Below are 23526 nucleotides of genomic sequence, written 5' to 3'. Positions count from 1 at the left end.
GGGAAAAGGATATGCCACACCGCCTCGGTCACCGTTCACGCCGCATGTGGCAGTCCCCTCTCCCGACGGAACGGGTAAAGCGCCAGGGCGAGGTGCAATTTCACCATCCCCATACGCCGAGAATGTGCGATATATGAACAAATGTCAAATACCGCACATAATCCTTGCCGCAAAACACGCCGCGATTTATCAATTCCCCCGGAGGCGCGGCTGGCCCACCTGTCCAGCCCCTTCGAGCGAAGGAGAATTTCCCTATGGACAAGACGATCGGGAGCTTGGCGGAAGCCGTCTCCGAAATTGGTGACGGCGCGACCGTCATGATCGGCGGCTTCGGCGGGTCGGGCGCACCGATTGAGCTGATCCACGCCTTGATCGACAAGGGTTCGAAGAACCTCACCGTCATCAACAACAATGCCGGCAACGGCAAGATCGGCATCGCGGCGATGATCGATGCGGGCATGGTCAAAAAGATGATCTGCTCCTTCCCGAAATCGACCGATCCGCGTGCCTTCACGGATCGCTATCTGGCCGGCCGGATCGAGCTGGAACTGGTGCCGCAGGGCACGCTTGCCGAGCGCATCCGGGCAGGCGGCGCCGGCATCCCGGCCTTCTACACGCCGACTGCCTATGGCACCGAACTTGCGGAAGGCAAGGTGATCGCCGAATTCGACGGCCGCCATTATGTGCAGGAACGCTGGCTGAAGGCCGATTTCGCGATCGTCAAGGCGCATCTCGGCGATCCCTACGGCAACCTGACCTACAACAAGGCCGGCCGCAACTTCAATCCGCTGATGTGCATGGCCGCCGCCAAGACGATCGTGCAGGTTTCGAAGATCGTCAAGGCGGGCGAGATCGACCCCGAGCACGTCGTCACCCCCGGCATCTTCGTCGACCGCGTCGTCGAAGTCGCGAACCCGCAACAGGAAGAAGAGCTCATCCGGGCGGGCGTGGTTTACGGCTCGGCATATGAGGGAGCCCAAGGGGGAGAAAAGCCATGACCGTGAACACCCGCGAAGACATCAAGCTCTCCAACGCCCAGATCGCCTGGCGCGCGGCGCAGGACATTGCCGACGGCGCCTATGTGAACCTCGGCATCGGCTTTCCGGAAATGGTCGCCCGTTACCAGCCGCCGGGCAGGCAGGCGATCTTCCACACGGAAAACGGCATCCTGAATTTCGGCGAGGCGCCGAAGCCCGGCGAAGAGGACTGGGACCTCATCAATGCCGGCAAGAAGGCCGTGACATTGCTGCCGGGCGCTGCCTTCTTCCACCATGCGGACAGCTTTGCCATGGTGCGCGGCGGCCATCTCGATGTCGCCATCCTCGGCGCGCTGCAGGTGGCGGAGAATGGCGACCTCGCCAACTGGCGCGTCGGCACCAAGGGCGTTCCTGCCGTCGGCGGCGCCATGGACCTGGTGCATGGCGCAAAGCAGGTGTCGGTCATCATGGAACATGTCACCAAGAACGGCGAGCCGAAGCTCGTCGAAAAATGCACCTTCCCGCTCACCGGCGTCGCCTGCATCACCCGGGTCTATACCAGCCACGCGGTGGTCGACATCAGGCAAGGCCATTTCGTGCTGCGTGAAAAGCTTGCCGGCATGAGCATCGAGGAATTGCAAGCCATGACCGGCGCCAAGCTCCATATCGAAGGCCCGGTCGCCGATCTCGCCGTTCCCCAACTCTAAGAGAGAAGATCATGACCGAAGCATTCATCTGCGACTATATCCGCACTCCGATCGGCCGGTTCGGCGGTTCGCTCTCCTCCGTCCGGGCCGACGATCTCGCCGCCATTCCCTTGAAGGCATTGATGGAACGCAACGGTTCCGTCGATTGGGAAGCAGTGAGCGACGTCATTTACGGCTGCGCCAACCAGGCCGGCGAGGACAACCGCAACGTCGCCCGCATGGCCGCCCTTCTTGCCGGCCTGCCGGTCTCCGTCACCGGCACGACCATGAACCGGCTGTGCGGTTCCGGCATGGACGCCGTCATCACCGCCGCCCGCGCCATCAAGGCCGGCGAAGCGGAACTGATGATCGCCGGCGGCGTCGAAAGCATGAGCCGCGCACCCTTTGTGATGCCGAAGGCGGATACCGCGTTCTCCCGCAATGCCGAGATCTACGACACGACGATCGGCTGGCGCTTCGTCAACCCGCTGATGAAGAAACAGTATGGCGTCGATTCCATGCCGGAGACCGGCGACAACGTTGCGATCGACTACAAGGTCTCGCGCGAGGACCAGGACGCCTTTGCCGTGCGCTCCCAGGCCAAGGCCTCCGCGGCCCAGGAAAACGGCCGTCTCGCCAAGGAAATCACCTCCGTCACCATCCCGCAGCGGAAGGGCGATCCCGTCGTCGTTTCGAAGGACGAACATCCGCGCGCGACCAACATCGAGGCACTCGCCAAGCTCAAGGTGCTCAACAAGCTTGAAGGTGCCACCGTCACCGCCGGCAACGCATCCGGCGTCAACGACGGGGCGGCCGCGCTGATCATCGCTTCGGAAGCGGCGGCGAAGAAATACGGTTTGACCCCGATCGCCCGCGTCATGGGCGGCGCGACCGCCGGCGTTCCGCCGCGCGTCATGGGCATCGGCCCGGCCCCGGCAACGCAGAAACTCTGCGCGCTCCTGAAGCTGACGCCGAAGGATTTCGACGTCATCGAGCTCAACGAAGCCTTCGCAAGCCAGGGCATCGCCGTCCTGCGCGAACTCGGTCTTGCGGAAGATGCCGAATACATCAACCCGAACGGCGGCGCGATCGCCCTCGGCCATCCGCTCGGCATGTCCGGTGCCCGCATCTCCGGCACGGCGGCACTCGAACTGTCGCTTCGCAAGGGCCGCTACGCGCTCGCCACCATGTGCATCGGGGTCGGGCAGGGGATCGCGGTCGCGCTCGAACGCGTCTGACGGAAACCGGCAGCCCTCCTGAAGAGGGGAGGGGTCCTGAACCGCAAGTCCGTGCCGGCACGGGAGCTCCACCGTGCCGGCGCAACTCCGACCGGCCTTTGCCATCGTGCCCGTCGGTCCCGCAAATCGCCATCCAGGTGCGACGGGGCAGGACGGGACAGAGTTCTACGATGCCATTTCCTCCCGTGCATAGCGGGTCGGCGGCAATCCGACGAAGCGGGTGAACGCCACGCTGAATGCGCTTGCGGAACCGTATCCGACCCGCTCGGCGATTTCCTTGATGCCTCCTTCGTTGCGTCTCAAAAGGTTCTTGGCCAGCGCCATGCGCCATGAGAGCAGATATTCCATCGGCGTGACGCCCATGGCGCGGCGGAACCGGTCGAAGAAGGCGGACCGGGAAAGTGCAGCCTCGTGAGCCAGTTGCTCCACAGTCCAGTCCCGGGTCGGGTCTTCGTGCATCCGGCGGATCGCGGCCGCGAGACGCCCATCCGCAAGACCGCGCAGAAGCCCCGGCGAGGCTTCATTGCCCGCCGTGGCCCGAAGCGCCTCGATGAGCAGGACTTCCAAGAGACGGGCGAGGATCACGTCCCGCGCAGGCCGGCGCGCGCGGGCTTCCTCTCCGACCAGCTCGACGATGGCGGCAAGCCGTTTTTCCCCGCGAACATGCACGAGTTGCGGAAGGAGCGACACCAGGAGAGCCGCGTCCGGCGAACCGAACACGAAATGACCGACCAGCAGCCGGACATCGGGCGGTCCGTCCGGATTTCCATGCCTTATCTCGCCCGGAAATTCGGCGATGGCCAGCGGATCGCCACCACCCGTCGTTCCCGGCCCAAGACTCGACATGACGAAGCCGTATACGGCGGGGACCAGAACAAAATCGCCCTCCCGAAGCTCGACCGGATCCTGACCCTCGACGGCAAGCCGGGACGAACCCTGCAGGATCGCACAATAGAAGGGCTGGCCGGATTCCGAGCGTTGGACGCGCCAGGCTCCGGCGCCGCTGACAACCTTCGAGAGAGGCGCGCTCGGCTGGAGCAACGTCACCACTTCCGCAAACGGGTCGATCATTCCAGGACTCTTGCAAATGAAAATCGGATTTTCGATTATAGCAAGTCCTGCATTCGCGGTCTAGATTCCAGGCATTGCAAACCACAAAGGAGCTGCCATGCAAACCGTCCTCATCACCGGTTGCTCGTCCGGATTCGGCCTGGAAATCGCCAGATATTTTCTCGATCGCGGCTGGAAGGTCGTCGCGACGATGCGCACGCCGCGTGAAGACGTCCTGCCCCGTTCGGAGCACCTGCGGATACTCGCCCTCGACGTCACCGACCCGGACAGCATTCGCCGGGCTGTCGAAGCCGCAGGGCCGATCGACGTCCTGGTCAACAATGCAGGGATCGGCTGGCTGAACGCGCTCGAAGGCACGCCGATGGATATCGCCCGCGAGGTCTTCGAGACGAATACGCTGGGCACGATGGCGATGACCCAGGCGATCCTGCCCCAGTTCCGGCAGCGGAAGGCCGGTGTCGTCGTCAACGTGACCTCGAGCGTGACCCTGAAGCCGCTTCACCTGCTTTCCGTCTACACGGCCAGCAAGGCGGCGGTGAACGCGTTCACCGAGTCGCTTGCGCTGGAACTCGAGCAATTCAACGTGCGCGTCGCCCTGGTGCTGCCGGGACGTGCGCCGGAAACCCGTTTCGGAGAAAATGCGCGCGCCAAAGCCCAGGACGGTTTCCCGGAAGCCTATGCCGACCTCGCACAGAACGTCTTCGCGACCTGGCAACAGCAGGCATCCGTCATCACCCGGCCGCTCGACGTGGTCGAGGCCGTGTGGCGCGCTGCGACCGATCCGTCATGCCCGCTCCGCATCCCGGCCGGCGCCGACGCCGTGGCATTGGCCGGTTGACGCCGGACCACGCCACGGCGCCCCGGGCAAGTGCGCCACGGCGTTCGAACGCAAATGCGAGAGGCCCGGCAGCGATCAGGCCTCTCGATTTGGCACCATATCGGGAACCGTGGCCATGACGAAACGCCATGACGTCTGAAGGCGCCTTCGGTCGTCCCCGCACAGGCACACCCTGTCAGATCGTCGCAACCGCCAGTTCGGCCTTTGGTGCGGCGCCGGCTTTGCCTATATGAGTTGTGCCGCAACGGCGGCAGAGCCGGAGGCCGAGATGGATAATGAACTGCAGGGCCGTACCGCGCATGTTGCGGCGATCCGTGAACGGGCGGAAGCGGAAATGAAGGCGATCGGCATCGACGAGACCTTCATCGGCAAACTGGTCGACACGTTTTATGGCCGGGTGCTGGCTCAACCGGAACTGGGTCCCGTTTTCGACGCCAGGCTCTCAGGACGTTGGCCGGAGCATATGGAGAAGATGAAGAGCTTCTGGTCCGCCGTCGCCTTCCGCAACGGGGCCTATGGCGGCAAGCCGGTCCAGGCGCATCTCGGCGTCGCGAACATGACACCGGAGCTTTTTCCGAAATGGCTGGAACTGTTTGCCGCAACGCTCGACGACATCGCCCCGAACGATGAGGCGAAGGCCTGGTTCATGGCGACGGCGGAGCGGATCGCAAAAAGCCTGACGCTGTCGCTCTTCTACAATCCAGCGCTCGACGACCCGGCGCTCAAGCGGGCCTGAAACCGCAAACTTCGCCGGCGAGACGCCAGCTGGTCTAGAGATGGCGGCCGGCCTCCAGCGCTTGCTGGGCATCGTCGAATGACATTTCGAAGACCTTCTTGCCGATTTCGAAGCTGAAACCTGCCCTGGCAAAGGCGGAAAGCTCCTTTGCCTTGCGTTTGTCGTCGAGTTCGCCCCTGCGGAAAGGCCCGAAGGCGCGCTTGCGGGCAAGCACGAGGGCGGCATAAAAGTCGTCCGCCTCGGCGACGGCCGCCGCGACGGTCTCTCCGGCGACGCCCTTCTGCGACAGTTTCCGGGCGATCATCCTTTTCGACCTGCCACCGCGCATGCCCGCGCGGGTGCTGATTTCCGCATAGGCCGTGTCGTCCAGCGCCTTGTTGTCGTGGGCGAACTTCACGGCGGAGTCGGCCAGCGCCTTCACCTGCGCCTCGCCGATATGCTCGAATTTCTGACGGGCCTTGCGCGATATGGCGTCGAACAGCTGCTTTTCGGTGTGCATGCGCCGGTCGAGCCGGTAGATCGCCGAATTGCGCGCCCAGGAGAACATGCGCGGCGTCGGCGCATCGGATTGCGGCGTCTCGTCGTCCAAGTCCAGTTCGAGCCTCCTGCCGCTCTGGCGTTTCACATGCTTCGGAGCCGGGTCTTACACGACTCGGCTCCGGCAAAACAGCGGCAGGGGTCGTTTCAAACGGCGGAAACCGGCCTCAGTGCCTCCTGATGCACGACGATGCGGGCGTGGTAGGGGACGCGAGTATAAAGATCCAGCACGTCCTGGTTCACCAACCGCACGCAACCGGAGGAGGTGGCCTTGCCGATCGAATCCCATTCGGGCGTGCCGTGCAGCCGGTAGAGCGTGTCCTCGCCATTCTGGAAGATGTAGAGGGCGCGGGCGCCGAGCGGGTTTTTCACGCCCGGATCCATGCCGCCGTTCTCGATGGAGAACTTCCTGAGGCTCGGCTGGCGGGCCACCATCTCGTTCGGCGGCTTCCAGCGCGGCCAGGGCTGGCGCCAATGGATCACGCCTTCGCCCTGCCAGGCAAAGCCGTCGCGGCCGATGCCGACGCCGTAGCGCATGGCGGTGCCGCCGGGCTCGACCACGTAGAGGAAGCGGCCGGGCGTATCGACCACCACCGTGCCGGGCGTCTCTCCGGTCGGGTCGACCACGCGCTGGCGGTAATATTTCGGGTCGATCTGCCTGTAGGGAACAGCGGGGATGAGATGTCCGCCATCCTCGACCGCGGCATAACGCGCCTCCAGCTCCGCCTCGCCGGGCAGCTCGATTGGCCGGCGGGCCATTTCCGGGATCGGGGCGCGTTCGGATGTGCTGGCGCAGCCTGCCAGCGTTGCGGCCAGGGAGATGGAGCCCAACACGAAAGCGCGCCGCGACGGGTGGTATTCACTGGACATGGGTCGGTAAGGTCTTTCCGGATGAAAATCGCTGAAGATGAGCTTCTATTCATTCCTGCATCAAGGTTGAAGATGGCTTCGATCACATCCATGGCATCAGGTCTCGTCTCGGCAGACCGCATGCGCTTTGACTTTTCACCGCGAACTCAGTAGGAACGCGCCATGTTTGCGCTGCAAACGTTGCAGCGGCGGCGCTCCAGCGCCCTGAAAATCCGAAAGACCAAGAGAATGACCGATCACAACAACGCCGTTCCGGCGATCGCCAAGGCGTTGGCAAAGCGCGGCTATACGACCCTCACCCCCGTCCAGCAGGCGATGCTCGATCCAGCGCTGGCGCAGTCCGACGCACTGGTTTCGGCCCAGACCGGTTCGGGCAAGACGGTGGCCTTCGGCCTCGCCATGGCGCCGACGCTGCTGGGAGAGGCGGAAAGATTCGGCTCTGCGGGCAATCCGCTGGCGCTCGTCATCGCCCCGACCCGCGAACTCGCCATGCAGGTGAAGCGCGAGCTGGAATGGCTCTACGAGATGGCCGGCGCGGTGATCGTGAGCTGCGTCGGCGGCATGGATATCCGCAGCGAACGGCGCGCGCTGGAACGCGGCGCCCATATCGTCGTCGGCACCCCGGGACGCCTCTGCGACCATATCCGCCGCAACGCGCTCGACATGTCCGAGCTCAAGGTCGCAGTGCTCGACGAAGCCGACGAGATGCTCGATCTCGGCTTTCGAGAGGACCTGGAATTCATCCTCGAATCCGCGCCCGACGACCGCCGCACGCTGATGTTCTCGGCAACCGTGCCGGCCGCCATCGCCAAGCTTGCCAAAAGCTACCAGCGCGACGCGGTGCGGATCGCCACCACGACCGAAGAAAAGCAGCATGGCGATATCGAATATCGAGCACTCGCCGTGGCGCCGTCGGATCGGGAAAACGCCATCATCAACGTGCTTCGTTATTACGAAGCCACCAATGCCATCGTGTTCTGCTCGACGCGGGCGGCCGTCAACCACCTGACGGCGCGGTTCAACAACCGCAATTTCGATGTCGTGGCATTGTCCGGCGAGCTCACCCAGAACGAACGCACCCATGCGCTGCAGGCCATGCGCGACGGCCGGGCGCGCGTCTGCATCGCGACCGACGTCGCCGCCCGCGGCATCGACCTGCCGGGCCTCGATCTCGTCATCCATGCGGATCTGCCGACCAATTCGGAAACGCTGCTTCACCGCAGCGGCCGCACGGGCCGCGCCGGGCGCAAGGGCATCAGCGCCATGATCGTGCCGGTCAACGCCCGCCGCAAGGCAGAACGCCTGCTCGCCGGTGCGGGCATCACGCCCACCTGGGCCCATCCGCCCTCGGCCGAAGACGTGATGCGTCGCGACGACGAACGACTGCTTGCCGATCCGATCTTCGAGGAAAAACCACGCGAGGAAGAGCAGGAACTGGTTGCCCGCCTGGTCGCAAGCCATGGTGCGGAGAAGCTGGCCGCCGCCTTCGTCGCTCTCTACCGTTCGAAATATTCCGCACCGGAGGATATCGCGGAAGTCTCGCTGGACGGCGGCCGCAAGCCGCGCGAGGCAGGCCGCAGCAATGCCGGCGAAAGAGGCGATCCGGCCTCCCGGCCGCTCACGCCGCGCGGCGATTTCGGCCCGGCGGTGTGGTTTTCGCTCTCCGTCGGCCGCAAGCAGCGCGCCGAACCGCGCTGGCTCATCCCGACGCTGTGCCGCGCCGGCGGCTTCACCAAGAACGAGATCGGCGCCATCAAGATGCAGGCCGACGAGACCTATGTCGAAATCGCGGCCGACCAGGCCGAGGGCTTCATGAACAAGCTCGGCAAGGACCGCATGATGGAACGCGGCATCCGCGTGACGCGCCTCAACGGCGCGCCGGACTTCGGCAAGTTCACGAGAAGCAACGAGGACGGCCCGACCCGCGAAGGCCCGCGCATGGACAAGCCCCGCAAGCAAGGGCCACGTGAAGACGCACCGCGCAAGGACTGGTCCCCCAAGGGAGAGCGGCCGTCCAGGAAGGATGCATCGGCCGGGGGCGGCCGGTTTGGTTCCCAGCCGTCCCGCGACGAGCGGCTCCTGGACGACGAAGTCTGGGGTGACCGCCCGAAGGGCAAGCCGAAGAAGCAAGGCTTCAAGGCTGCCGCCCCCGCAGGCGGTTTCGACGGCGGCAAAACCGCCGAGACCCGTGACGCAAAGCCGTTCAGGAAGGACGCCAAGCCCTTCCAGAAGGGCAAACCGAAGCCGGGCAAGGGCGGTGGCGGGTTCGACAGACGGAAATAGGCTCCGCCCCCGGCATCGCCGACCTCAATCCGTGGCCTTCGTAGCGTAAAACGCCTTCACATCCGCCGCGAAGCTCCTCCGGGAGCCTGGCTTTGTGTAGAACATATGGCCGCCGCGATAGGTTTTCAGCTCCGCGCGGCCGGCCGCCAGTTGCGGCGGCAGATGGTCGATGACATAGCGGCTGGCGCCGTAGGGCGTCAGCGCATCGCTGTAGCCATGGGCGATCATCACCTTGAACGAGGGAATGACCGAAAGCAGGTCGCGGATGTCGGTCGTGGCGCTGGCGAGCGCGCGGCTGTCGCCGCCGCGGCCGCCGTTCCATTCCCAGCGGCGGTTCACCTCCTCGTTCAGCAACGAATAGGTCATCTCCGAAGAAAATTTCAGCTCGTTGCGGGCATAGGCCGCAAAAGCCGCGCCGAAGGCGCGTGTATAACCCTCCAGGATCGGATCGTCGTTGCGGGTATAGCTGTCCTCCGGATAGGCGTCCGGCACCGCATAGGACGCGTCATAGGGGCTGACCACCTTGCCCGGTCCGCCCATCTGCTTGGCATAAACGTCGCCGACGAAACCGCGGGTATGGGCGGCCACGTCCTTCGGAATGCCGGTCAGTTCGGAAATACGGGCATAAAGCGCATCGGCCGCCTGGCCGGAAGGAGAGGGGCCGGCCAGTGCTACCAGAAGATCGCTCATGGCGAACCGTTCGGCCTCGGCGAGCTTTTCCGGCGTGAAGGCGTTCCTATGCTCCAGTTCGGCCGCGACGAGCGAAGGGAACTGCAGTGCGGCGCTCAGCGGATCATCCGTATTGGCAAGGAACCTGCCTTCGATCAAAGGCGACAGCATGATGACGCCAGACGGCAGGAGGCCTTGCGTGTTCTTCAGCGACACCGCCACTTTCGCGGCGCGGAAACCGCCATAACTCTCGCCAAGCAGATATTTCGGCGCCTCGAGCCGGTTGTTCTTCTGGACATAGAGCGCGATCGCCTTGGCAAGGCTGTCGGCATCCTGCCGCACGCCATAGTAGCCGCCTGCCGCCTCGTTGTTCGCCGCACGGCTCCAGCCGGTGCCGACCGGGTCGATCAGCACGAGATCGGTAAAGGCAAGCCAGCTTTCCGGATTGTCCTTGAGCTGGGGCATAGTGCCGTCATCGCCGGTTTCGCCGAATTCCAGGATCCTGGGCCCGACGAGGCCGAGATGCAGATAGGCCGAAGCAGCGCCCGGCCCGCCGTTGAAGGCGAAGGTGATGGGGCGTCCAGGCCCGCGGTCCCTGGCCGTATAGGCTGTATAGAAGATCTTCGCCGAGCGGTTGCCGTCCTGTCCGAAAAGATCAAGCGTGCCGGCCGTCGCCGTGTAAGGCATGTCTCCGGATGGCGCCTTGAAGACGTGTTCCGTCGTGGAATCCGCCGGAATAAGACCGAAGATGCCGCCTTGGGCGCCCTGTTCGGCCTGTCCGCGTCGCTCCCGACCCTCGTCTCCACTCCGCTGCTGCGCCCACGCTGAGCCGGAAAGAACAGGAGCGGAAAGTGCAAGCAGCACGGCGAAAGACGCGATCGTTTTGTGAAACAGCAAACCAGTTTCCTCCTTGGCCCAGCCGAGTGGCGGCCGAACCTATGTAGGGCGGGCCGCCGATCCGCAAAACTCAAGTCCTGTTGATCGGCGGAAGCGAAATGCCACAGAGCTTGAATCGAGTGAATTTTGAGCCCATATTGATCAGCATCTGATGAAAATACGATCAAGGAAAGTTCAATGGCGGCACATGCTTTCGAAATGGGCGCAGCCTCCTTCGGCGAGCCGCAGTCCCCCTTCCTTTCCGCCCGGCGCGTGGCGGAGCTGCTCGGCGTCACCCAGGCCGAGCTCGCCAAGCTGATCGGGATCGCCCGCAACACGCTGACTGCCAAGAGCGGCGCCCGCAAGGTGGATATGGCGCTTTCGCCCGTGGTGCGCATTCTCGCCATGGCGAGCGAAATGGCGGGCGACGAGAACCGCGCCGCGATCTGGTTCAAGCATCAGCCGATTCCCGGCTGGGCCGGCAAGACGGCTTACGATCTCGTCGGCGAAGGCAAGGCCGACAAGGTGCTCGCCTATCTCGAAGCCGTGCGCTCCGGCGTCTATGCCTGATCCCCTGGTCCTGTGGCGCGCCTATGTGCCGCGCTGGGCGCACGCGCCGCTTTCCGGCGATGGCGCCGCCCGTTTCGGCGGGCGATGGAATCCGGTCGGCGCTCCGGCCATCTATGCCGCGCGCGAGCTTTCCACCGCCTGGGCGGAATACAACCAGGGCTTCGTGCAGCATCCGGCGCTGATCACCCAGCTTCGGCTGGAAGGCGCGCGACTGGCGGACCTGACCTCGCCGGCCACGCTCGCCGGCCTCGGCATCGATGAAACCATACACCGCTGCGAATGGCGGGCCGATCTCGATAAAGGATTGAAGCCGGCAACGCTCGCGCTGCGCGAAAGGCTGGTGGAGCGGAGCTTTCACGGCGTTATCTACCCCTCCTTCATGTCGCCCGGCGGCACCTGCATCGCGCTCTGGCGCTGGAACGATGGCACAGGCCCGGCACTGAATGTCATCGATCCCGACGGCCGGTTGCCGAAAAACCCTGCCTCCTGGCTCTGACAAACCCGACGAGAGGGACAGGGACGATACAAGTCCTTACCTGGGATACGGCTTGCAACTTATGAGCTTTAGCATTTGAAATTTAGTCATATGTAATATTTCGGGAGCATCATGGCTGCCTCAAGGAAAGCAGGGCACATGCAAAAGGATATCCGGATCACATCACACGTCACGCTGGTGCTGACATTGCTGACGGCGATGGCCGCGGTTCTCATCGCCGGTTTCATGTGGATGGCTTCCGCCAAGGTCGACGATCTGTCCCTGACGCGACAGAGGGGATTTGTCGAACATGGTCTCGACGAGCAGGTAAAGGCCGTGCCGCGCGAACTGGAAAGCGTCACCACCTGGGACGACGCGGTTCTGTTTGCCCCCACAGGCCCCCGCCAGTGGGTCGTCTACAATCTCGGCACATGGATGTACGATTATTTCGGGCATGACCGCACATACGTGTTCGACCCGCAGGATGCGCTGGCCTATGTCGTGCGGGAGGGCAAGGACATCCCCGTTTCCACCTTTCTCAACGACGAAGAGCCGGTGACCGCGCTCCGGGAAGCCGTCCGTGCGGTCCTGCGGAAGCGGGCTGCATCCGCCGATACCGCCCAGCCGGAACTCAACGAGATTTCTGCAACCGAGATCGTCGAGATTGACAACCGGCCGGCCGTCGTGAGCGCGCGCCCCATCGTGCCGAGTTCCGAAAAGATTTCGTTGGAACCGGGGCAGGAGTATATTGCCGTCGCCGTGAAATTCCTGGATGCCGGGGTCGTCGACAAGATCGCCAGTTACGCCCAGCTCGACAAGCTGCACTACAGCGCGGAAGCCTCGCCGTCCTATGCCGCGATACCGGTCGTCGCCTCCAGCGGCGGCACACTCGGATATCTTGCGTGGGAGCCCATCCGGCCGGGCCTGATGCTGATCAAGCAGATCGTGCCTGCGGGTGTCACAGGCATTGCGGTCGCCATGGGCGTCGTGATCTTTCTCGGCCACGGCCTGCGCCGGACCTCGATCGCCCTCTCCAAAAGCCGTCTGGCGCTGATGCGCCATCGCGACGAGCTCGAGGAAACCGTCAGGCTCCGGACGGCGGAAATCGAACGCCAGCGGGAAGAACTCGACCGGCTTCTGGCGCAGGAGCGGCACGTAAACGCGCTGCAGCGGCAATTCGTGGCTATGGCTTCCCACGAATTCCGTACGCCGCTCGCCATCATCGATGCCGCGGCGCAGCGCCTTCACCGTACCAAGACGGTCCTGAAGCCCGAATATGTGGCAGAAAAATCGGCACAAATCCGTTCAGCCGTGCTGCGCATGGTGGACCTGATGGAGAGCATCCTTTCCGCCGGGCGGCTGGAAACCGGCAAGACGACATTGAAGCCCGAGCAACTGCATCTGGCCGAAGTCATCGAAAGATGCTGCACGCGGCAGGCGGAAATCCGCAAGTCCCACATATTCCATCAGGATCTTTCCAAACTGCCGGGAACGATCCTGGCGGACCGGGCGGCCATCGAACAGGTCTTCACCAACCTGCTATCGAACGCCGTCAAATATGCGCCCCAGGCCCCGGACATCAGGGTTCGCGCCTGGACGAAAAAGGATATGTCCTTCGTGTCGATCGCCGACAATGGCATCGGCATGGATGCGGAGGACCTTCCCAAGCTCTTCCAGCCCTATTACCGGGCGCGCAGTGCGACCGGGATTGCCGGCACCGGCATCGGTCTCAATATCGTCAAGCAGATCGTCGATCTGCATGGCGGTTCGATTTCCGTCGAGAGCACGCTCGGCAAGGGAACCACGTTCACGGTGGCGCTTCCCAACAAGGGGCCGTTCGCCGCTATTTCCAAACAGGCAGCTTAAAGGAACATCCAGATGATCACCGTATTATGTATCGACGACGAAGCGGATATTCGCGAACTCATCGTCGAGGAGCTGGTAGATGCAGGTCTGGCAGCCCTGGAAGCGGCCAACGGGCAGGAGGGACTGGAGATGATCCTCTCCCACTGGCCGGACATCGTCATCTGCGACATTTCGATGCCCGTGATGGATGGCCATCAGCTCCTGGCGGAAATCCAGGTCAACCATCCGGAATTGTCCAATATCCCCTTCATCCTGCTGACGGCGCTGACCGACAAGGAAAACGTGCTTACTGGCCTGCGGGCCGGGGCGGCGGACTATCTAACGAAACCGATAGATTTCGATCTCCTGATGGCCAAGATCGCCGGCTGCGTCACCCGCATCGAAAACGACCGGACTGCCGGACGCGCCCTGTAAGCCGCGCCGTCGCCCGCCGATGAGACCAGAGCGGGCGCAAACCAACGGGCGAGGCATCCCTGGATGCCTTCCCGACAACGACTTCGGACGAGGCTCGCTGTCCGCACCTACGCCGCGGCGCGAGCCTCTAACCGCCGTCATGGCGGCTGCCGCGAACCTAAGGGCGGCACATATGTTCCCGTCAAATTAACGTTTGGTAATCTCTTGCCGACAATTTCTTGTGCGGTTGCGACATAATCCACCCTGGATTGCAAATTTTCCTTAACCCTACGCCCTGGCTCAGGAAGTAACCGTCAGCTGCCGCCGCTCTTCCAGGAAACTGCGGATGGCGGGGTCGGTTTCGAGGCCGATGGCCTGGCCGTAGGCCGCATCGGCCTCCTCCTTCCGTCCGGCGCGGGCCAGAAGATCGGCGCGGGCGGCCCAATAGGGCTGGTAGGCGGCAAGCCGCTCGTCGCCGCCCGCCGCTTCGAGCGCCGCAAGCCCCGCCTCGACGCTGCGGCTGCTGGCAATCACCACCGCGCGGTTGATCGCTACGACCGGCGAGCCGGTCAGCGTCAGCAGATGGCCGTAAAGCGCCTCCAGCATGGGCCAGTCCGGCTCGAATCCCTGACGGCGGATGGCATGGGCGGATTGAACTGCCGCCTCCAATTGATACCGTCCTATCTTTCCTCGATGGCTCGCCGCGAGGAGAATATCCTCCGCCTCGTCGATCAGCTTGCCATCCCATTTTGCCGGGTCCTGATCCGCCAGCGGAACGTAGCCTCCCGCATCGGTCCGGCGCGCCTCGCGCCGGGCTTCGAGGTGCAGCATCAAGGCGAGCAGGCCGAGCGCCTCCGGTTCGTCGGGCAGCAGTGCCACTACCAGACGGCCGAGCCAGATCGCCTCTTCCGCCAGTCCACGCCGGCGGGACTCCGTGCCGGAAGGATCGGTCCAGCCCTCGCTGAAGGCCGCATAAATGGCTTCCAGCACCGCATCGAGCCGTTCCGGCATATCGACGCGGTCGGGCAGCCGGAATGCGATGCCCGCATCGCGGATCTTCGCCTTGGCGCGCACCAGCCGCTGGCCCATGGTCGCCGCCGGCACGAGGAAGACGGCGGCGATCGTCGCCGCATCGAAGCCGAGGATGGTCTGGAGGATCAGCGGCCCGCGCATCTTTCGGTCGATCGCCGGATGGGCACAGGCGAACATCAGCCGCAGCCGCTCATCGGGAATATCGGGCGCCTCGGCCTCGGACAGCTCGTCCGCCAGCAGTTTCAGGTGATCGGCCGCGGCGGCGCGGGTGCCGCCGCGGCGGACGGCATCCATCTGGCGGCGGCGGGCCGCCGTCAGCAGCCAGGCCTCCGGGTTGTGCGGAACGCCTTTTTGGGGCCAATCGGAAAGCGCTGCGGCAAAAGCTTCCGACAGTGCATCCTCGGCGCTCGCGACATCCCGGCTGCGCGCCGAAAGGAAGGCGACCAGCCGGCCGTAAGATTGGCGGGCGACACGCTCGGCCTCGTCCCAGCTCCTGCCCGTAGCGGTCGTCATATCACCCAAAGGGGCCGCACCTCGATCGTGCCGTTCACGGCGGCGGGGCATTTCGAAGCCCATTCCAGCGCGGCATCGAGATCCGGCGCCTCGATGAGGTAATAGCCGCCGAGTTGCTCCTTGGTTTCCGAATAGGGGCCATCGAGGATTTCCGCCTTGCCCTCATTGAGGCGCCGGTGCTGGCGGTATCGGAAACCTGCAGCCGGTCACCGGAAATCCAGGCGCCGGCCTGCTTCAGCGATTCCGTATAGGCGACATAGGCCGCCGAATGCGGCCCGCTGCGCGGAGCGGCGGCGAACAGGGCTTCGTCGCGATAGATCAAGAGCATGTATTTCACGGCTTTCTCCTTTGTTGCGGCGGCCGGTTCATCCGGCTGCTACCCCGATGTCGCCTCTGAGAAAGCCTATTCGACACGCCTTGCCGGCGCATCGGGATTTTTTCACTCGGTCTTGGCGGCCTCGTCGCGCTCCCGCAGATTGCGAGCGACCAGCCGACAAAGCTCGCGGAGCTGTTCGTAGTTTTCCTGCGGCAGGAAGGAAAAGACCTCGCGCTCGACCGCATCGGCCGCCGCATCGCAGGCCTTGATCATCCGCTTGCCTTCCGTCGTCAGGCTCATGCGCAGGATGCGGCGATTGGCCGGATCTTCCTTGCGGGTAATGAGATTGCGGCGCTGCAGCCCGCCGATCAGCTCGTTCATCGTCTGCGGCGTGACGAAGAAGCGGCGCGACAGTTCCGCCGAGGAAAGGCCGTCGCGGTTGCCGATGACGCTCAGCACCGTATACTGGATGCCGGTCATCTGAAGGGTCGCGAGCGACGCTTCCAGCCGGCTGCGCACCGCATGGTTCGCCTGGTTGAGGAAATAGATCGCCCGGGGCTGCAGCATGACCCATTCGCTGCCGCCGCTCGCGTCTTCGGGCTTCAGGTCTTCAGCCATCACGGTCCGGTGATCCTTTTTCTTAAAACGGTTATATAAGCGGGTAGCCGAGAACGCGCGAACGTACAAGCGTGTGGAAGCAAAACCCTCAACTTACTGAAGCGCCGAGCCTGAGCGAAAGGGACCTCGCAGCCTTCAGCGTGGCGGTCAGCGGCTTGCCCGAGGGTGCGATATCGAACCCGTCCTGGCGGCCGAGCACGGTGATCACCGCCTTCAGATGTCCCCGATGATCGAAGACCGGAGCGGCGACCGCGGAAAAATCCGGCACCGTGGCGGGCAGTGTCGCGGCATAACCTTCTTCACGCACGCCGGCGAGCGCATCGACGAAGCGTGCGGTCGATGCCTCGCTTTCGCCGCCCTCCCGCATCATCGCGCTGAGATGGTGCGACCATTCCGCATTCGGCAGGTTGGCCATGAAGACCCTGCCGGTCGCCGTCGGCCAGAGGCGCACCAGCGAGCCGACCTTGATCTCATAAACGCTGTCCGAGCGCCCTTCGATCTTGTCGACCACCGTCGGCGCATCGCCGTTCCAGACGGCGAGCGTCACCGTTTCGCCAAGCACGGCGGCAAGCTCGGTGATCGTGGCGCGGGCAAGGCCCAGGAAATCGGTGCGGGAGAGCGAGGCGAGACCGAGTTGCAGGGCGGCGTCGCCGAGATCGTAGAGACCGGAAACGCGGTCCTGCGCCACGAAGGCGGTGCGCACGAGACTGACCAGATAACCGTGCGCCATGCTGGGCGTCATGCCGGCGGCGGCGGCGATGTCATTCAGCCGCATCGCCCGCCCGGCATGCTGGATGGCGCCCAGCACCTTCAACCCCTTTTCCAGCGACTGGATGCCGGCCCCTTTGAGTTCGTTGCCCTTTGCAGACATTTCCCGCTTTGCCGATGCGTCCATGACCTCTCCGCTTGACGTGTTCGGTCATCACAATACAATATAACTGAATGACTTCAATATTATTGAAATACACGCGAAGGAAAGGGAGGAAAACCTTGGCGGAATATCTGGTCTGTCCTGAGGAGGAGATCGCTGACGGCGGCCGCAAGGTCGTTGCCTGTGGCGACAAGGAAATCGGCATTTTTCGGGTGAAGGGCGCGCTTTACGCCTGGCACAACACCTGCCCCCACCGGCAGGGACCCATCTGTCAGGGCCGCATCTATCCGGAGGTCGTCGAGCCGGTCGACGAAAACTGCGAGGTGCGGACGCTCCAATACAATGAAAACAACATGCATGTCGCCTGTCCTTGGCACGGCTGGGAATTCAACCTGGAAACGGGCCGCAACCCCGCGGGCCATTATCGCCTCGCCCGCGCGGAACTGGCGGTCCGGGAAGGACAGATCTATGTCGTCCTCTGATCCGAAACTTCGCAACGATCCCTATGGCTGGATCGAGGACGCGACCGCCGAAATTGACAAGGCGGCGTCCGAGCTTCTGGAAAAGGGCGAGGCTTCGCGCATTTCCGACGAGGCGGTGGCGCGGATGATGACGGCGGCGATCCGCCTCTATGCCGCGAAAAGCGACGGCGAGGAGCGCACCTTCCGGCCGCTCACCGGCGAGCGGGACGAGACGGTGACGCCCACTGAAGCGCTCTCCGCCGTCTCGGAAGTGCTGCGTGCCCTGCATCTCGGCCCAATGGAACTGGCGCTCTGGTATCGCCGCCGGCCGGACGAGCTTTGAAAATCAGACTTTACGGATTTCACTCTTTCGCCTGAGGAGAGCGAACATGGATATCTTGAACAAGGATCGCGCCCGCGAACTGCCGGTGCAGCAGATCGATGTCTTCACCGACACGCGAGACATCCTCGCGCATGCCAACCGGGCGGCCAAGCGGCGCGGCTTCGAGGACTGGCTGATCTGCGATGTCGACGCCCATCATACCGAGACCATCTCCTGGCACGAGCTGGTGCAATATATCGAGGACCCGGTCATCCGCCATCAGGCGATGCTCTTCCATGACGAGAAGATGGGTACCGCCTCCTATGGCCTGAACGGCGACATGGGTCTGAAATACCAGGACGTCGGCGGCCGCATTCCGCACCAAGCGGGCATCCGCGAAAAAGTCGACGACGGCGTGCACCGCGACGTGACCCTGTCGCGCCGCGCCATGCAGGCGCTCGGCGTCGATTACATGGTGCTCTTCCCAACGCCGATGCTCACGCTCGGTCTGCATCCGCAGCCGGAAATGGAAGTCTATCTCGGCCGCGCCTATAACCGCTGGCTGATCGACAAGGTGCTGACCAAGGACGACCGGCTGAAGACGCTCGCCTATCTGCCCTTCAACGTGCCGAAGGAAGCCGAGCGCACTATCGAGGAATTCGCCGACCAGCCGGGCGTCATCGGCTTCTGTGTGCCCTCCACCCGCCACAAGCCGGTGCATCACAACGATTACATGCGCGTTTATGCGATGCTCGAGGAGCGCAACCTGCCGATCGCCTTCCATGCGGCCTATCACTGGCAGGACCAGTCGCTTTCCACCATCAACCGTTTCCTCGGCATGCATGCGCTGGGATTTGTCTGGTGCAACATGGTGCATATGACCAACTGGATCCTGAACGGCATTCCGGAGCGTTTCCCGAAGCTGAAAAGCATCTGGGTGGAAAGCGGGCTTGCCTGGATTCCCTTCCTGATGCAGCGCCTCGACGACCAGTACCTGATGCGCCCATCGGAAGCCCCGCAGCTGAAAAAGCTGCCGAGCGAATACATGCGGGAGAACTGCTGGTACACGACCCAGCCGATGGAAACGGTGAACATGAAGGCGCTGCAGCTGACGCTGGAAATGATCAATGCCGAGACGCAGCTTCTCTTCGCTTCCGACTGGCCGCATTTCGACTTCGACCTGCCGCAGGAAATTTATGATTTGCCGTTCCTGAGCGAACAGGCGAAGCGGAATATTCTGGGCCTGAATGCGGCGAAGCTGTTCGGGCTTGATCCGGCGGTGCGGAAAAGTTTGTAAACGCGCGGCAGCCTCTTTCTCCCCCTTGTGGGGGAGATGTCATCGGAGATGACAGAAGGGGGTGGTTCAGCAAACTCTACCGAAGAGGTTGCGGCACCACCCCCCTCTGCCTGCCGGCATCTCCCCCGCAAGGGGGAGATAGGCAAGACGCACCGCCTTCTCACGTTACATATCCACCCACAGAGGCCCACCCATGACCATCACCGGCGGCGACGCCATTGTCGCATCGCTTCGCGCCCACGGCGTCGATACCGTCTTCGGCATTCCCGGCGCCCAGCTTTACGGCCTGTTCGACGCCTTCGCCCGCGACGGCATGCGGGTGGTCACACCCCGCCACGAGCAGACCTGCGCCTACATGGCTTTCGGTTATACCCGCGCCACCGGCAATCCCGGCGTCTATTCCGTCGTGCCCGGCCCGGGCGTCCTAAATACCGGCGCGGCACTCCTCACCGCCTGGGGCTGCAACGAGCCGGTACTTGCCTTGACCGGCCAGGTGCCGACCGCCTTCCTCGGCAAGGGCCGCGGCCATTTGCACGAGATGCGCGATCAGCGCGCCGTGCTGACCGGAATCGCCAAATCGGCAGAACGTGCCGACGGGGCAGGCGAGGTTTCCGCGGCCATCGCCCATGCCTTTCGCGAGATGCGTTCGCTGAAACCGGGTCCGGCGACGGTCGAAATGCCTTGGGAGCAGTTTACGGCCGAGGGCGAATTCGAGATCGCCTGGCCGCTCGACCTGCATCCCGATCCGGTTGCCGACGTGGCGATCGGCGAAGCGGCGCGGGCGATCGAAAAAGCTCAAAGGCCGATGATCTTCGTCGGCCCCGGCGCCTTCGAGGCGCGCGACGAGGTGCTGCGGCTCGCCGAATTGCTGCATGCGCCGGTTGTCGCCTTCCGCTCCGGGCGAGGCATTGTCTCCAACCGCCACGAACTCGGCCTCACCATTGCCGAGGCTCGAAAACTCTGGGAAAGCGTCGACCTGGTCATCGGCATCGGCACACGCCTGGAAGTGCCGGGCTGGCGCTGGAAACAGCGGCCTGACGTGCCGGTTATCCGGCTGGAGATCGATGCGGAGGAACTGACCCGGACACCGAGCGCCATCGGCGTGCTGGGGCGGGCGAAGACCTCGCTTGCCGCACTTCTTGACGAGATCGAGCCCCGCGTGCTGGTCAATGACTGGCGTGAGGCCATCCACAAGGCGCGCGCCGAAACGGCCGAGGCGATCAAGGAAATCTCGCCGCATCACGGTTATCTCCAGGCGATCCGCGCCGCCCTGCCGGACGACGGCATATTGGTCGAAGAAGTCTGCCAGGCCGGCTTCGCTTCCTGGTACTGCTATCCGGTCTATGAGCCGCGCACCTTCATCTCCACCGGATTCGAAGGCACGCTCGGTTTCGGTTTCCCGACGGCGCTCGGCGTCAAGGTCGCCCGCCCCAATGTGCCCGTCGTGTCGATCGCCGGCGACGGCGGCTTCATGTTCGCGGCCCAGGAACTCGCCACCGCCGCGCAATACGGCATCGACGTCATCACGGTCGTCTTCAACAATTGCGCCTTCGGCAATGTGAAGCGCGACCAGCAGCAGGCCTTCAATGGCCGGCTGATCGGCTCTGAACTGAAGAACCCGGATTTCGAAAAGCTCGCCTCCGCCTTCCACGTCGATTTCGCTCGCGTCGCCGATCCGGCGGATCTGCGCAAGGCGATCGAGACGTCAATGACCCGCGGCGGGCCTTGGCTGATCGAAGTGCCGCTCTCGATCGAAAACGAAGTCAGCCCCTGGAAATTCATTCATGGCTGAGGGAAGCGCTGTCCGTCGATGGCAAATTCCGTTCATCATCGACGAAAAAGCCTATCGCGATCGCAGGGAGCCGTATAAAGTCCGATGCTAAGAAACCGATCCGGGGAGGGCATCGTTTCCGTGGCATCCAGACAGAATCATATCCGCATCGTCATCCTCACCGCCGTGCTGCCGGCTTCCGTGGTCGCGGTGCTGGAAGGCATGGGTGGCCGGCGCATGGGCGCGGAGGAGGTGCTGTCCGGCCAGGTTCTTGCGGGCGTGCAGGTTCTGGTCACCGATCCCGGCGTCGGCGCCAATGCGGATGTGCTCGGAAAATTTCCGGATCTGAGGCTCGTCGCCTGTTACGGCATCGGCATCGACTCGATCCACGTGCCGACGGCGAAGGCGCGCGGCATCGGCATTTCCAACACGCCGGGCCTGTTGACGGAGGACGTTGCCGATCTCGCCATGGCGCTGATGCTGGCGTCCGCCCGCGATATCGTTCCGCAGGACCGGTATGTCCGCGATGGCCGATGGACGACGATCGCGGCAAAGGTGCCGCTCAGCCGTTCACTGAAGAACAAGGCGATCGGCATCGTGGGGCTCGGCAATATCGGTGCGGCGATCGCCGAACGCGCCTCGGCCTTCCGCATGCGCGTCTCCTATCACGGACCGCGTCAGAAACCGGTCGACTACAAATACATGCCGGACCTCGTGGCAATGGCTAAGGAGAGCGATTTCCTCGTCATCGCCAGCCGCGGCGGCGAGGACACGAAGGGCATCGTGAGCCGGCAGGTGCTCGAAGCGCTCGGCCCGGCCGGCACGCTGGTCAATGTCTCGCGCGGCTCGATCGTCGACGAAGCGGCGCTGATCGACGTGCTGGAAACCGGCGAGCTCGGTTTCGCGGCGCTCGACGTCTTTGCGGCCGAGCCGAACGTTCCGGAGCGGCTGCGGGCGCTTCCGAACGTCATCATGACGCCGCACCAGGGCAGCGCCACGGCCGACACCCGCCTCGCCATGGCCCTTTTGCTGGTCAAGAATGTCGAGGCGTATTTTTCCGGCGCACCACTGCCGTCGCCGGTCGTGCCGGTCGCAATCTGGGCTTTTGAACTATAGGGAGGGTGTGAAATGGCATTCCAACGTCACGTCATCGGTCTTGCGGGTCAGGACGATGCAACCGAAGTCATTACCGAATTCGACCGTTCCTCGATTACCGACGAGGAATGGGCGGTGCGTGTCGATCTCGCCGCCGCCTACCGGCTGGCCGCCCTCTACGGATGGGACGACCTCATCTACACCCATATCTCGGCCCGCGTTCCGGGCACCCACGAGCATTTCCTGATCAATCCGTTCGGCATGGCCTTCGACGAGATCAAGGCGAGCAATCTCGTGAAGATCGACCACGAGGCGAAGATCATCGGGAAGTCCGATTATCCGGTGAACGGCGCCGGCTTCGTCATCCATCACGCCGTCCACAAGGCACGACCAGAACTGAACTGCGTCATGCACCTTCACACCGAAGCGGGCATGGCGCTCTCCATGCTCGATTGCGGCCTCCTGCCGCTCTCCCAGCATTCCATGTTCTTCTACAACCGCATCGGCTATCACGGTTACGAAGGTCTGGCGCTCAACATGGAAGAGCAGGAGCGGCTGATCCACGATCTCGGCCCCCACAAGAACATGATCCTCAAGAACCACGGCACGCTGACGACCGGCGAGACGGTCGGCGAAGCGTTCGTCTGGACCTTCTGGCTCGAAAAGGCCGCCCGCGCCCAGCTCGCCGCCATGGCCGCCCAGCCGCAAGGCCTGACGATCCCGGAAGAGAAGATCGCCGAGCTGACCGCCCACATGTACGAAATGTCGCCGGCGAAACCTGGCCTGAAGGAATGGCCGGCGATGTTGCGGAAACTGGATCGGATTGATCCGAGCTATCGCGAGTGAGGAGCGATCCGGCGTAGCCGGAGAAATCGGTCCAATGAATCGATTTCAGCGACGAACGCCGTGAGCCAAAGCGAAGGGCCGGGGCATAGAGGGTTTTGCCCCTACCCCAACTCTCTCCCCCGCAAGCGGAGCGAGGGAACGTACCACGTTCGACGCCGGAGAATGGGAAGGCGACACGCATATCGCTTTTTCCCGTCGCTGCGGGAGAAAGCGCCGGCAAGCGGATGAGGGGCAGAGGCGTCCAGGAGCGAGAACGGAAAAAGCCGGCGTTTTCGCCGGCTTTTGTTTTGGTTCTGAGG

Annotated in this window: 24 protein-coding genes; 16 read left to right on the top strand and 8 right to left on the bottom strand. The window is 63.6% G+C overall.

Annotated features, from left to right (window positions below):
- Window positions 1-254: 254 nt before the first annotated feature.
- From DMO26_RS17385 to pcaF, 3 genes are read left to right on the top strand one after another with little or no spacing between them, the layout of a single operon-like run.
- A complete protein-coding gene (locus tag DMO26_RS17385; protein ID WP_117193395.1) occupies window positions 255-998 on the top strand; it encodes a 3-oxoacid CoA-transferase subunit A in 744 nt (247 codons plus the stop codon).
- Complete coding sequence (locus DMO26_RS17380; RefSeq protein WP_117193394.1) at window positions 995-1684, top strand: CoA transferase subunit B; 690 nt, start codon at window positions 995-997, stop codon at window positions 1682-1684. The genes DMO26_RS17385 and DMO26_RS17380 overlap by 4 nt, the downstream gene beginning before the upstream one ends.
- 11 nt (window positions 1685-1695) lie before the next feature.
- Window positions 1696-2901 (top strand): 3-oxoadipyl-CoA thiolase, encoded by a 1206-nt coding sequence (gene pcaF / locus DMO26_RS17375; protein WP_117193393.1) that lies wholly within the window; start codon window positions 1696-1698, stop codon window positions 2899-2901.
- A 165-nt stretch (window positions 2902-3066) separates the two neighbouring features.
- Here pcaF and DMO26_RS17370 read toward each other — a convergent pair whose 3' ends face one another.
- Window positions 3067-3972 carry an AraC family transcriptional regulator gene (locus tag DMO26_RS17370; RefSeq protein WP_117193392.1) on the bottom strand — a complete coding sequence of 302 codons (906 nt, stop codon included), beginning with the start codon at window positions 3970-3972 and terminating at the stop codon, window positions 3067-3069.
- Window positions 3973-4069: 97 nt separating this feature from the next.
- Between DMO26_RS17370 and DMO26_RS17365 the strand changes: the two genes are divergently transcribed.
- Together DMO26_RS17365 and DMO26_RS17360 are read left to right on the top strand one after the other, a co-directional pair.
- Window positions 4070-4810, top strand: coding sequence for an SDR family oxidoreductase (locus DMO26_RS17365; RefSeq protein WP_117193391.1), 741 nt, complete (start codon window positions 4070-4072; stop codon window positions 4808-4810).
- 268 nt (window positions 4811-5078) lie between these two features.
- Window positions 5079-5546 (top strand): group III truncated hemoglobin, encoded by a 468-nt coding sequence (locus tag DMO26_RS17360; protein ID WP_117193390.1) that lies wholly within the window; start codon window positions 5079-5081, stop codon window positions 5544-5546.
- A 34-nt stretch (window positions 5547-5580) separates the two neighbouring features.
- Here DMO26_RS17360 and recX read toward each other — a convergent pair whose 3' ends face one another.
- Window positions 5581-6135, bottom strand: a complete 555-nt coding sequence (gene recX / locus DMO26_RS17355; RefSeq protein WP_117193389.1) for a recombination regulator RecX — start codon at window positions 6133-6135, stop codon at window positions 5581-5583.
- A 95-nt stretch (window positions 6136-6230) separates the two neighbouring features.
- On the bottom strand, window positions 6231-6953 hold the full coding sequence (locus DMO26_RS17350; protein WP_117193388.1) for a L,D-transpeptidase: 723 nt from the start codon (window positions 6951-6953) through the stop codon (window positions 6231-6233).
- Window positions 6954-7181: 228 nt separating this feature from the next.
- Here DMO26_RS17350 and DMO26_RS17345 point away from each other — a divergent pair, with 228 nt between their 5' ends.
- Window positions 7182-9236, top strand: coding sequence for a DEAD/DEAH box helicase (locus DMO26_RS17345; RefSeq protein WP_117193438.1), 2055 nt, complete (start codon window positions 7182-7184; stop codon window positions 9234-9236).
- A gap of 24 nt (window positions 9237-9260) precedes the next feature.
- On the opposite strand, the gene DMO26_RS17340 is transcribed toward DMO26_RS17345, so the two are convergent.
- Window positions 9261-10799, bottom strand: a complete 1539-nt coding sequence (locus DMO26_RS17340; RefSeq protein ID WP_117193437.1) for a S10 family peptidase — start codon at window positions 10797-10799, stop codon at window positions 9261-9263.
- Window positions 10800-10979: 180 nt separating this feature from the next.
- On the opposite strand from DMO26_RS17340, the gene DMO26_RS17335 reads away from it, so the two are divergent.
- The 4 genes from DMO26_RS17335 (at window position 10980) to DMO26_RS17320 (ending at window position 14106) form a co-directional block, all read left to right on the top strand.
- Window positions 10980-11351, top strand: a complete 372-nt coding sequence (locus DMO26_RS17335; RefSeq protein WP_117193387.1) for an antitoxin Xre/MbcA/ParS toxin-binding domain-containing protein — start codon at window positions 10980-10982, stop codon at window positions 11349-11351.
- The gene (locus DMO26_RS17330; RefSeq protein ID WP_404947061.1) at window positions 11317-11847 is read left to right on the top strand and encodes an RES family NAD+ phosphorylase; all 531 of its coding nucleotides are present in this window, start codon (window positions 11317-11319) and stop codon (window positions 11845-11847) included. Before DMO26_RS17335 ends, DMO26_RS17330 begins: the two co-directional genes overlap by 35 nt.
- A 138-nt stretch (window positions 11848-11985) precedes the next feature.
- Complete coding sequence (locus tag DMO26_RS17325) at window positions 11986-13692, top strand: sensor histidine kinase (RefSeq protein WP_226951326.1); 1707 nt, start codon at window positions 11986-11988, stop codon at window positions 13690-13692.
- 12 nt (window positions 13693-13704) lie between these two features.
- Window positions 13705-14106 carry a response regulator gene (locus DMO26_RS17320; RefSeq protein ID WP_117193384.1) on the top strand — a complete coding sequence of 134 codons (402 nt, stop codon included), beginning with the start codon at window positions 13705-13707 and terminating at the stop codon, window positions 14104-14106.
- 279 nt (window positions 14107-14385) lie between these two features.
- Here DMO26_RS17320 and DMO26_RS17315 read toward each other — a convergent pair whose 3' ends face one another.
- From DMO26_RS17315 to DMO26_RS17300, 4 genes are all read right to left on the bottom strand, one after another.
- Window positions 14386-15630: an RNA polymerase sigma factor gene (locus DMO26_RS17315; protein WP_117193383.1), complete on the bottom strand. Its 1245-nt coding sequence runs from the start codon at window positions 15628-15630 to the stop codon at window positions 14386-14388.
- Complete coding sequence (locus tag DMO26_RS34955) at window positions 15627-15779, bottom strand: YciI family protein (protein WP_319025403.1); 153 nt, start codon at window positions 15777-15779, stop codon at window positions 15627-15629. Before DMO26_RS34955 ends, DMO26_RS17315 begins: the two co-directional genes overlap by 4 nt.
- Before the next feature lie 290 nt (window positions 15780-16069).
- Window positions 16070-16564, bottom strand: coding sequence for a MarR family winged helix-turn-helix transcriptional regulator (locus DMO26_RS17305; RefSeq protein WP_117193382.1), 495 nt, complete (start codon window positions 16562-16564; stop codon window positions 16070-16072).
- Between the two features lie 88 nt (window positions 16565-16652).
- Entirely contained in the window at window positions 16653-17459 is an 807-nt protein-coding gene (locus DMO26_RS17300) for an IclR family transcriptional regulator (RefSeq protein ID WP_117193381.1), read from the bottom strand.
- Between the two features lie 95 nt (window positions 17460-17554).
- On the opposite strand from DMO26_RS17300, the gene DMO26_RS17295 reads away from it, so the two are divergent.
- The 6 genes from DMO26_RS17295 to DMO26_RS17270 all read left to right on the top strand — a co-directional run bounded on the left by DMO26_RS17295 (window position 17555) and on the right by DMO26_RS17270 (window position 23227).
- Entirely contained in the window at window positions 17555-17917 is a 363-nt protein-coding gene (locus DMO26_RS17295; RefSeq protein ID WP_117193380.1) for a Rieske (2Fe-2S) protein, read from the top strand.
- Complete coding sequence (locus DMO26_RS17290; RefSeq protein ID WP_117193379.1) at window positions 17904-18239, top strand: hypothetical protein; 336 nt, start codon at window positions 17904-17906, stop codon at window positions 18237-18239. The genes DMO26_RS17295 and DMO26_RS17290 overlap by 14 nt, the downstream gene beginning before the upstream one ends.
- Before the next feature lie 46 nt (window positions 18240-18285).
- Entirely contained in the window at window positions 18286-19515 is a 1230-nt protein-coding gene (locus tag DMO26_RS17285) for an amidohydrolase family protein (RefSeq protein WP_117193378.1), read from the top strand.
- Window positions 19516-19708: 193 nt separating this feature from the next.
- Complete coding sequence (locus DMO26_RS17280; RefSeq protein ID WP_117193377.1) at window positions 19709-21307, top strand: thiamine pyrophosphate-dependent enzyme; 1599 nt, start codon at window positions 19709-19711, stop codon at window positions 21305-21307.
- 120 nt (window positions 21308-21427) lie between these two features.
- The gene (locus DMO26_RS17275) at window positions 21428-22402 is read left to right on the top strand and encodes a 2-hydroxyacid dehydrogenase (RefSeq protein ID WP_162894942.1); all 975 of its coding nucleotides are present in this window, start codon (window positions 21428-21430) and stop codon (window positions 22400-22402) included.
- Between the two features lie 12 nt (window positions 22403-22414).
- Entirely contained in the window at window positions 22415-23227 is an 813-nt protein-coding gene (locus DMO26_RS17270) for a class II aldolase/adducin family protein (RefSeq protein WP_117193375.1), read from the top strand.
- Window positions 23228-23526 lie beyond the last annotated feature (299 nt).

The sequence above is a fragment of the Rhizobium terrae genome (assembly GCF_003425685.1).
Classification (GTDB): Bacteria; Pseudomonadota; Alphaproteobacteria; order Rhizobiales; family Rhizobiaceae; genus Neorhizobium; species Neorhizobium terrae.
The sequence above is the reverse complement of the archived record's forward strand: the minus strand, read 5'-3'. Positions and strand labels throughout refer to the sequence as shown.

Bases quoted from the DNA above. Each gene is read 5' to 3' on its own strand.
- DMO26_RS17325 (WP_226951326.1), top strand. From the start codon at position 11,986: ATGCAAAAGGATATCCGGATCACATCACACGTCACGCTGGTGCTGACA.
- DMO26_RS17300 (WP_117193381.1), bottom strand. From the start codon at position 17,459: ATGGACGCATCGGCAAAGCGGGAAATGTCTGCAAAGGGCAACGAACTC.
- DMO26_RS17290 (WP_117193379.1), top strand. From the start codon at position 17,904: ATGTCGTCCTCTGATCCGAAACTTCGCAACGATCCCTATGGCTGGATC.
- DMO26_RS17280 (WP_117193377.1), top strand. From the start codon at position 19,709: ATGACCATCACCGGCGGCGACGCCATTGTCGCATCGCTTCGCGCCCAC.
- DMO26_RS17315 (WP_117193383.1), bottom strand. From the start codon at position 15,630: ATGACGACCGCTACGGGCAGGAGCTGGGACGAGGCCGAGCGTGTCGCC.
- DMO26_RS17370 (WP_117193392.1), bottom strand. From the start codon at position 3,972: ATGATCGACCCGTTTGCGGAAGTGGTGACGTTGCTCCAGCCGAGCGCG.
- DMO26_RS17335 (WP_117193387.1), top strand. From the start codon at position 10,980: ATGGCGGCACATGCTTTCGAAATGGGCGCAGCCTCCTTCGGCGAGCCG.
- DMO26_RS17385 (WP_117193395.1), top strand. From the start codon at position 255: ATGGACAAGACGATCGGGAGCTTGGCGGAAGCCGTCTCCGAAATTGGT.
- DMO26_RS17350 (WP_117193388.1), bottom strand. From the start codon at position 6,953: ATGTCCAGTGAATACCACCCGTCGCGGCGCGCTTTCGTGTTGGGCTCC.
- DMO26_RS17305 (WP_117193382.1), bottom strand. From the start codon at position 16,564: ATGGCTGAAGACCTGAAGCCCGAAGACGCGAGCGGCGGCAGCGAATGG.
- DMO26_RS17360 (WP_117193390.1), top strand. From the start codon at position 5,079: ATGGATAATGAACTGCAGGGCCGTACCGCGCATGTTGCGGCGATCCGT.
- pcaF (WP_117193393.1), top strand. From the start codon at position 1,696: ATGACCGAAGCATTCATCTGCGACTATATCCGCACTCCGATCGGCCGG.
- DMO26_RS17345 (WP_117193438.1), top strand. From the start codon at position 7,182: ATGACCGATCACAACAACGCCGTTCCGGCGATCGCCAAGGCGTTGGCA.
- DMO26_RS17320 (WP_117193384.1), top strand. From the start codon at position 13,705: ATGATCACCGTATTATGTATCGACGACGAAGCGGATATTCGCGAACTC.
- DMO26_RS17380 (WP_117193394.1), top strand. From the start codon at position 995: ATGACCGTGAACACCCGCGAAGACATCAAGCTCTCCAACGCCCAGATC.
- DMO26_RS17365 (WP_117193391.1), top strand. From the start codon at position 4,070: ATGCAAACCGTCCTCATCACCGGTTGCTCGTCCGGATTCGGCCTGGAA.
- DMO26_RS17270 (WP_117193375.1), top strand. From the start codon at position 22,415: ATGGCATTCCAACGTCACGTCATCGGTCTTGCGGGTCAGGACGATGCA.
- DMO26_RS17285 (WP_117193378.1), top strand. From the start codon at position 18,286: ATGGATATCTTGAACAAGGATCGCGCCCGCGAACTGCCGGTGCAGCAG.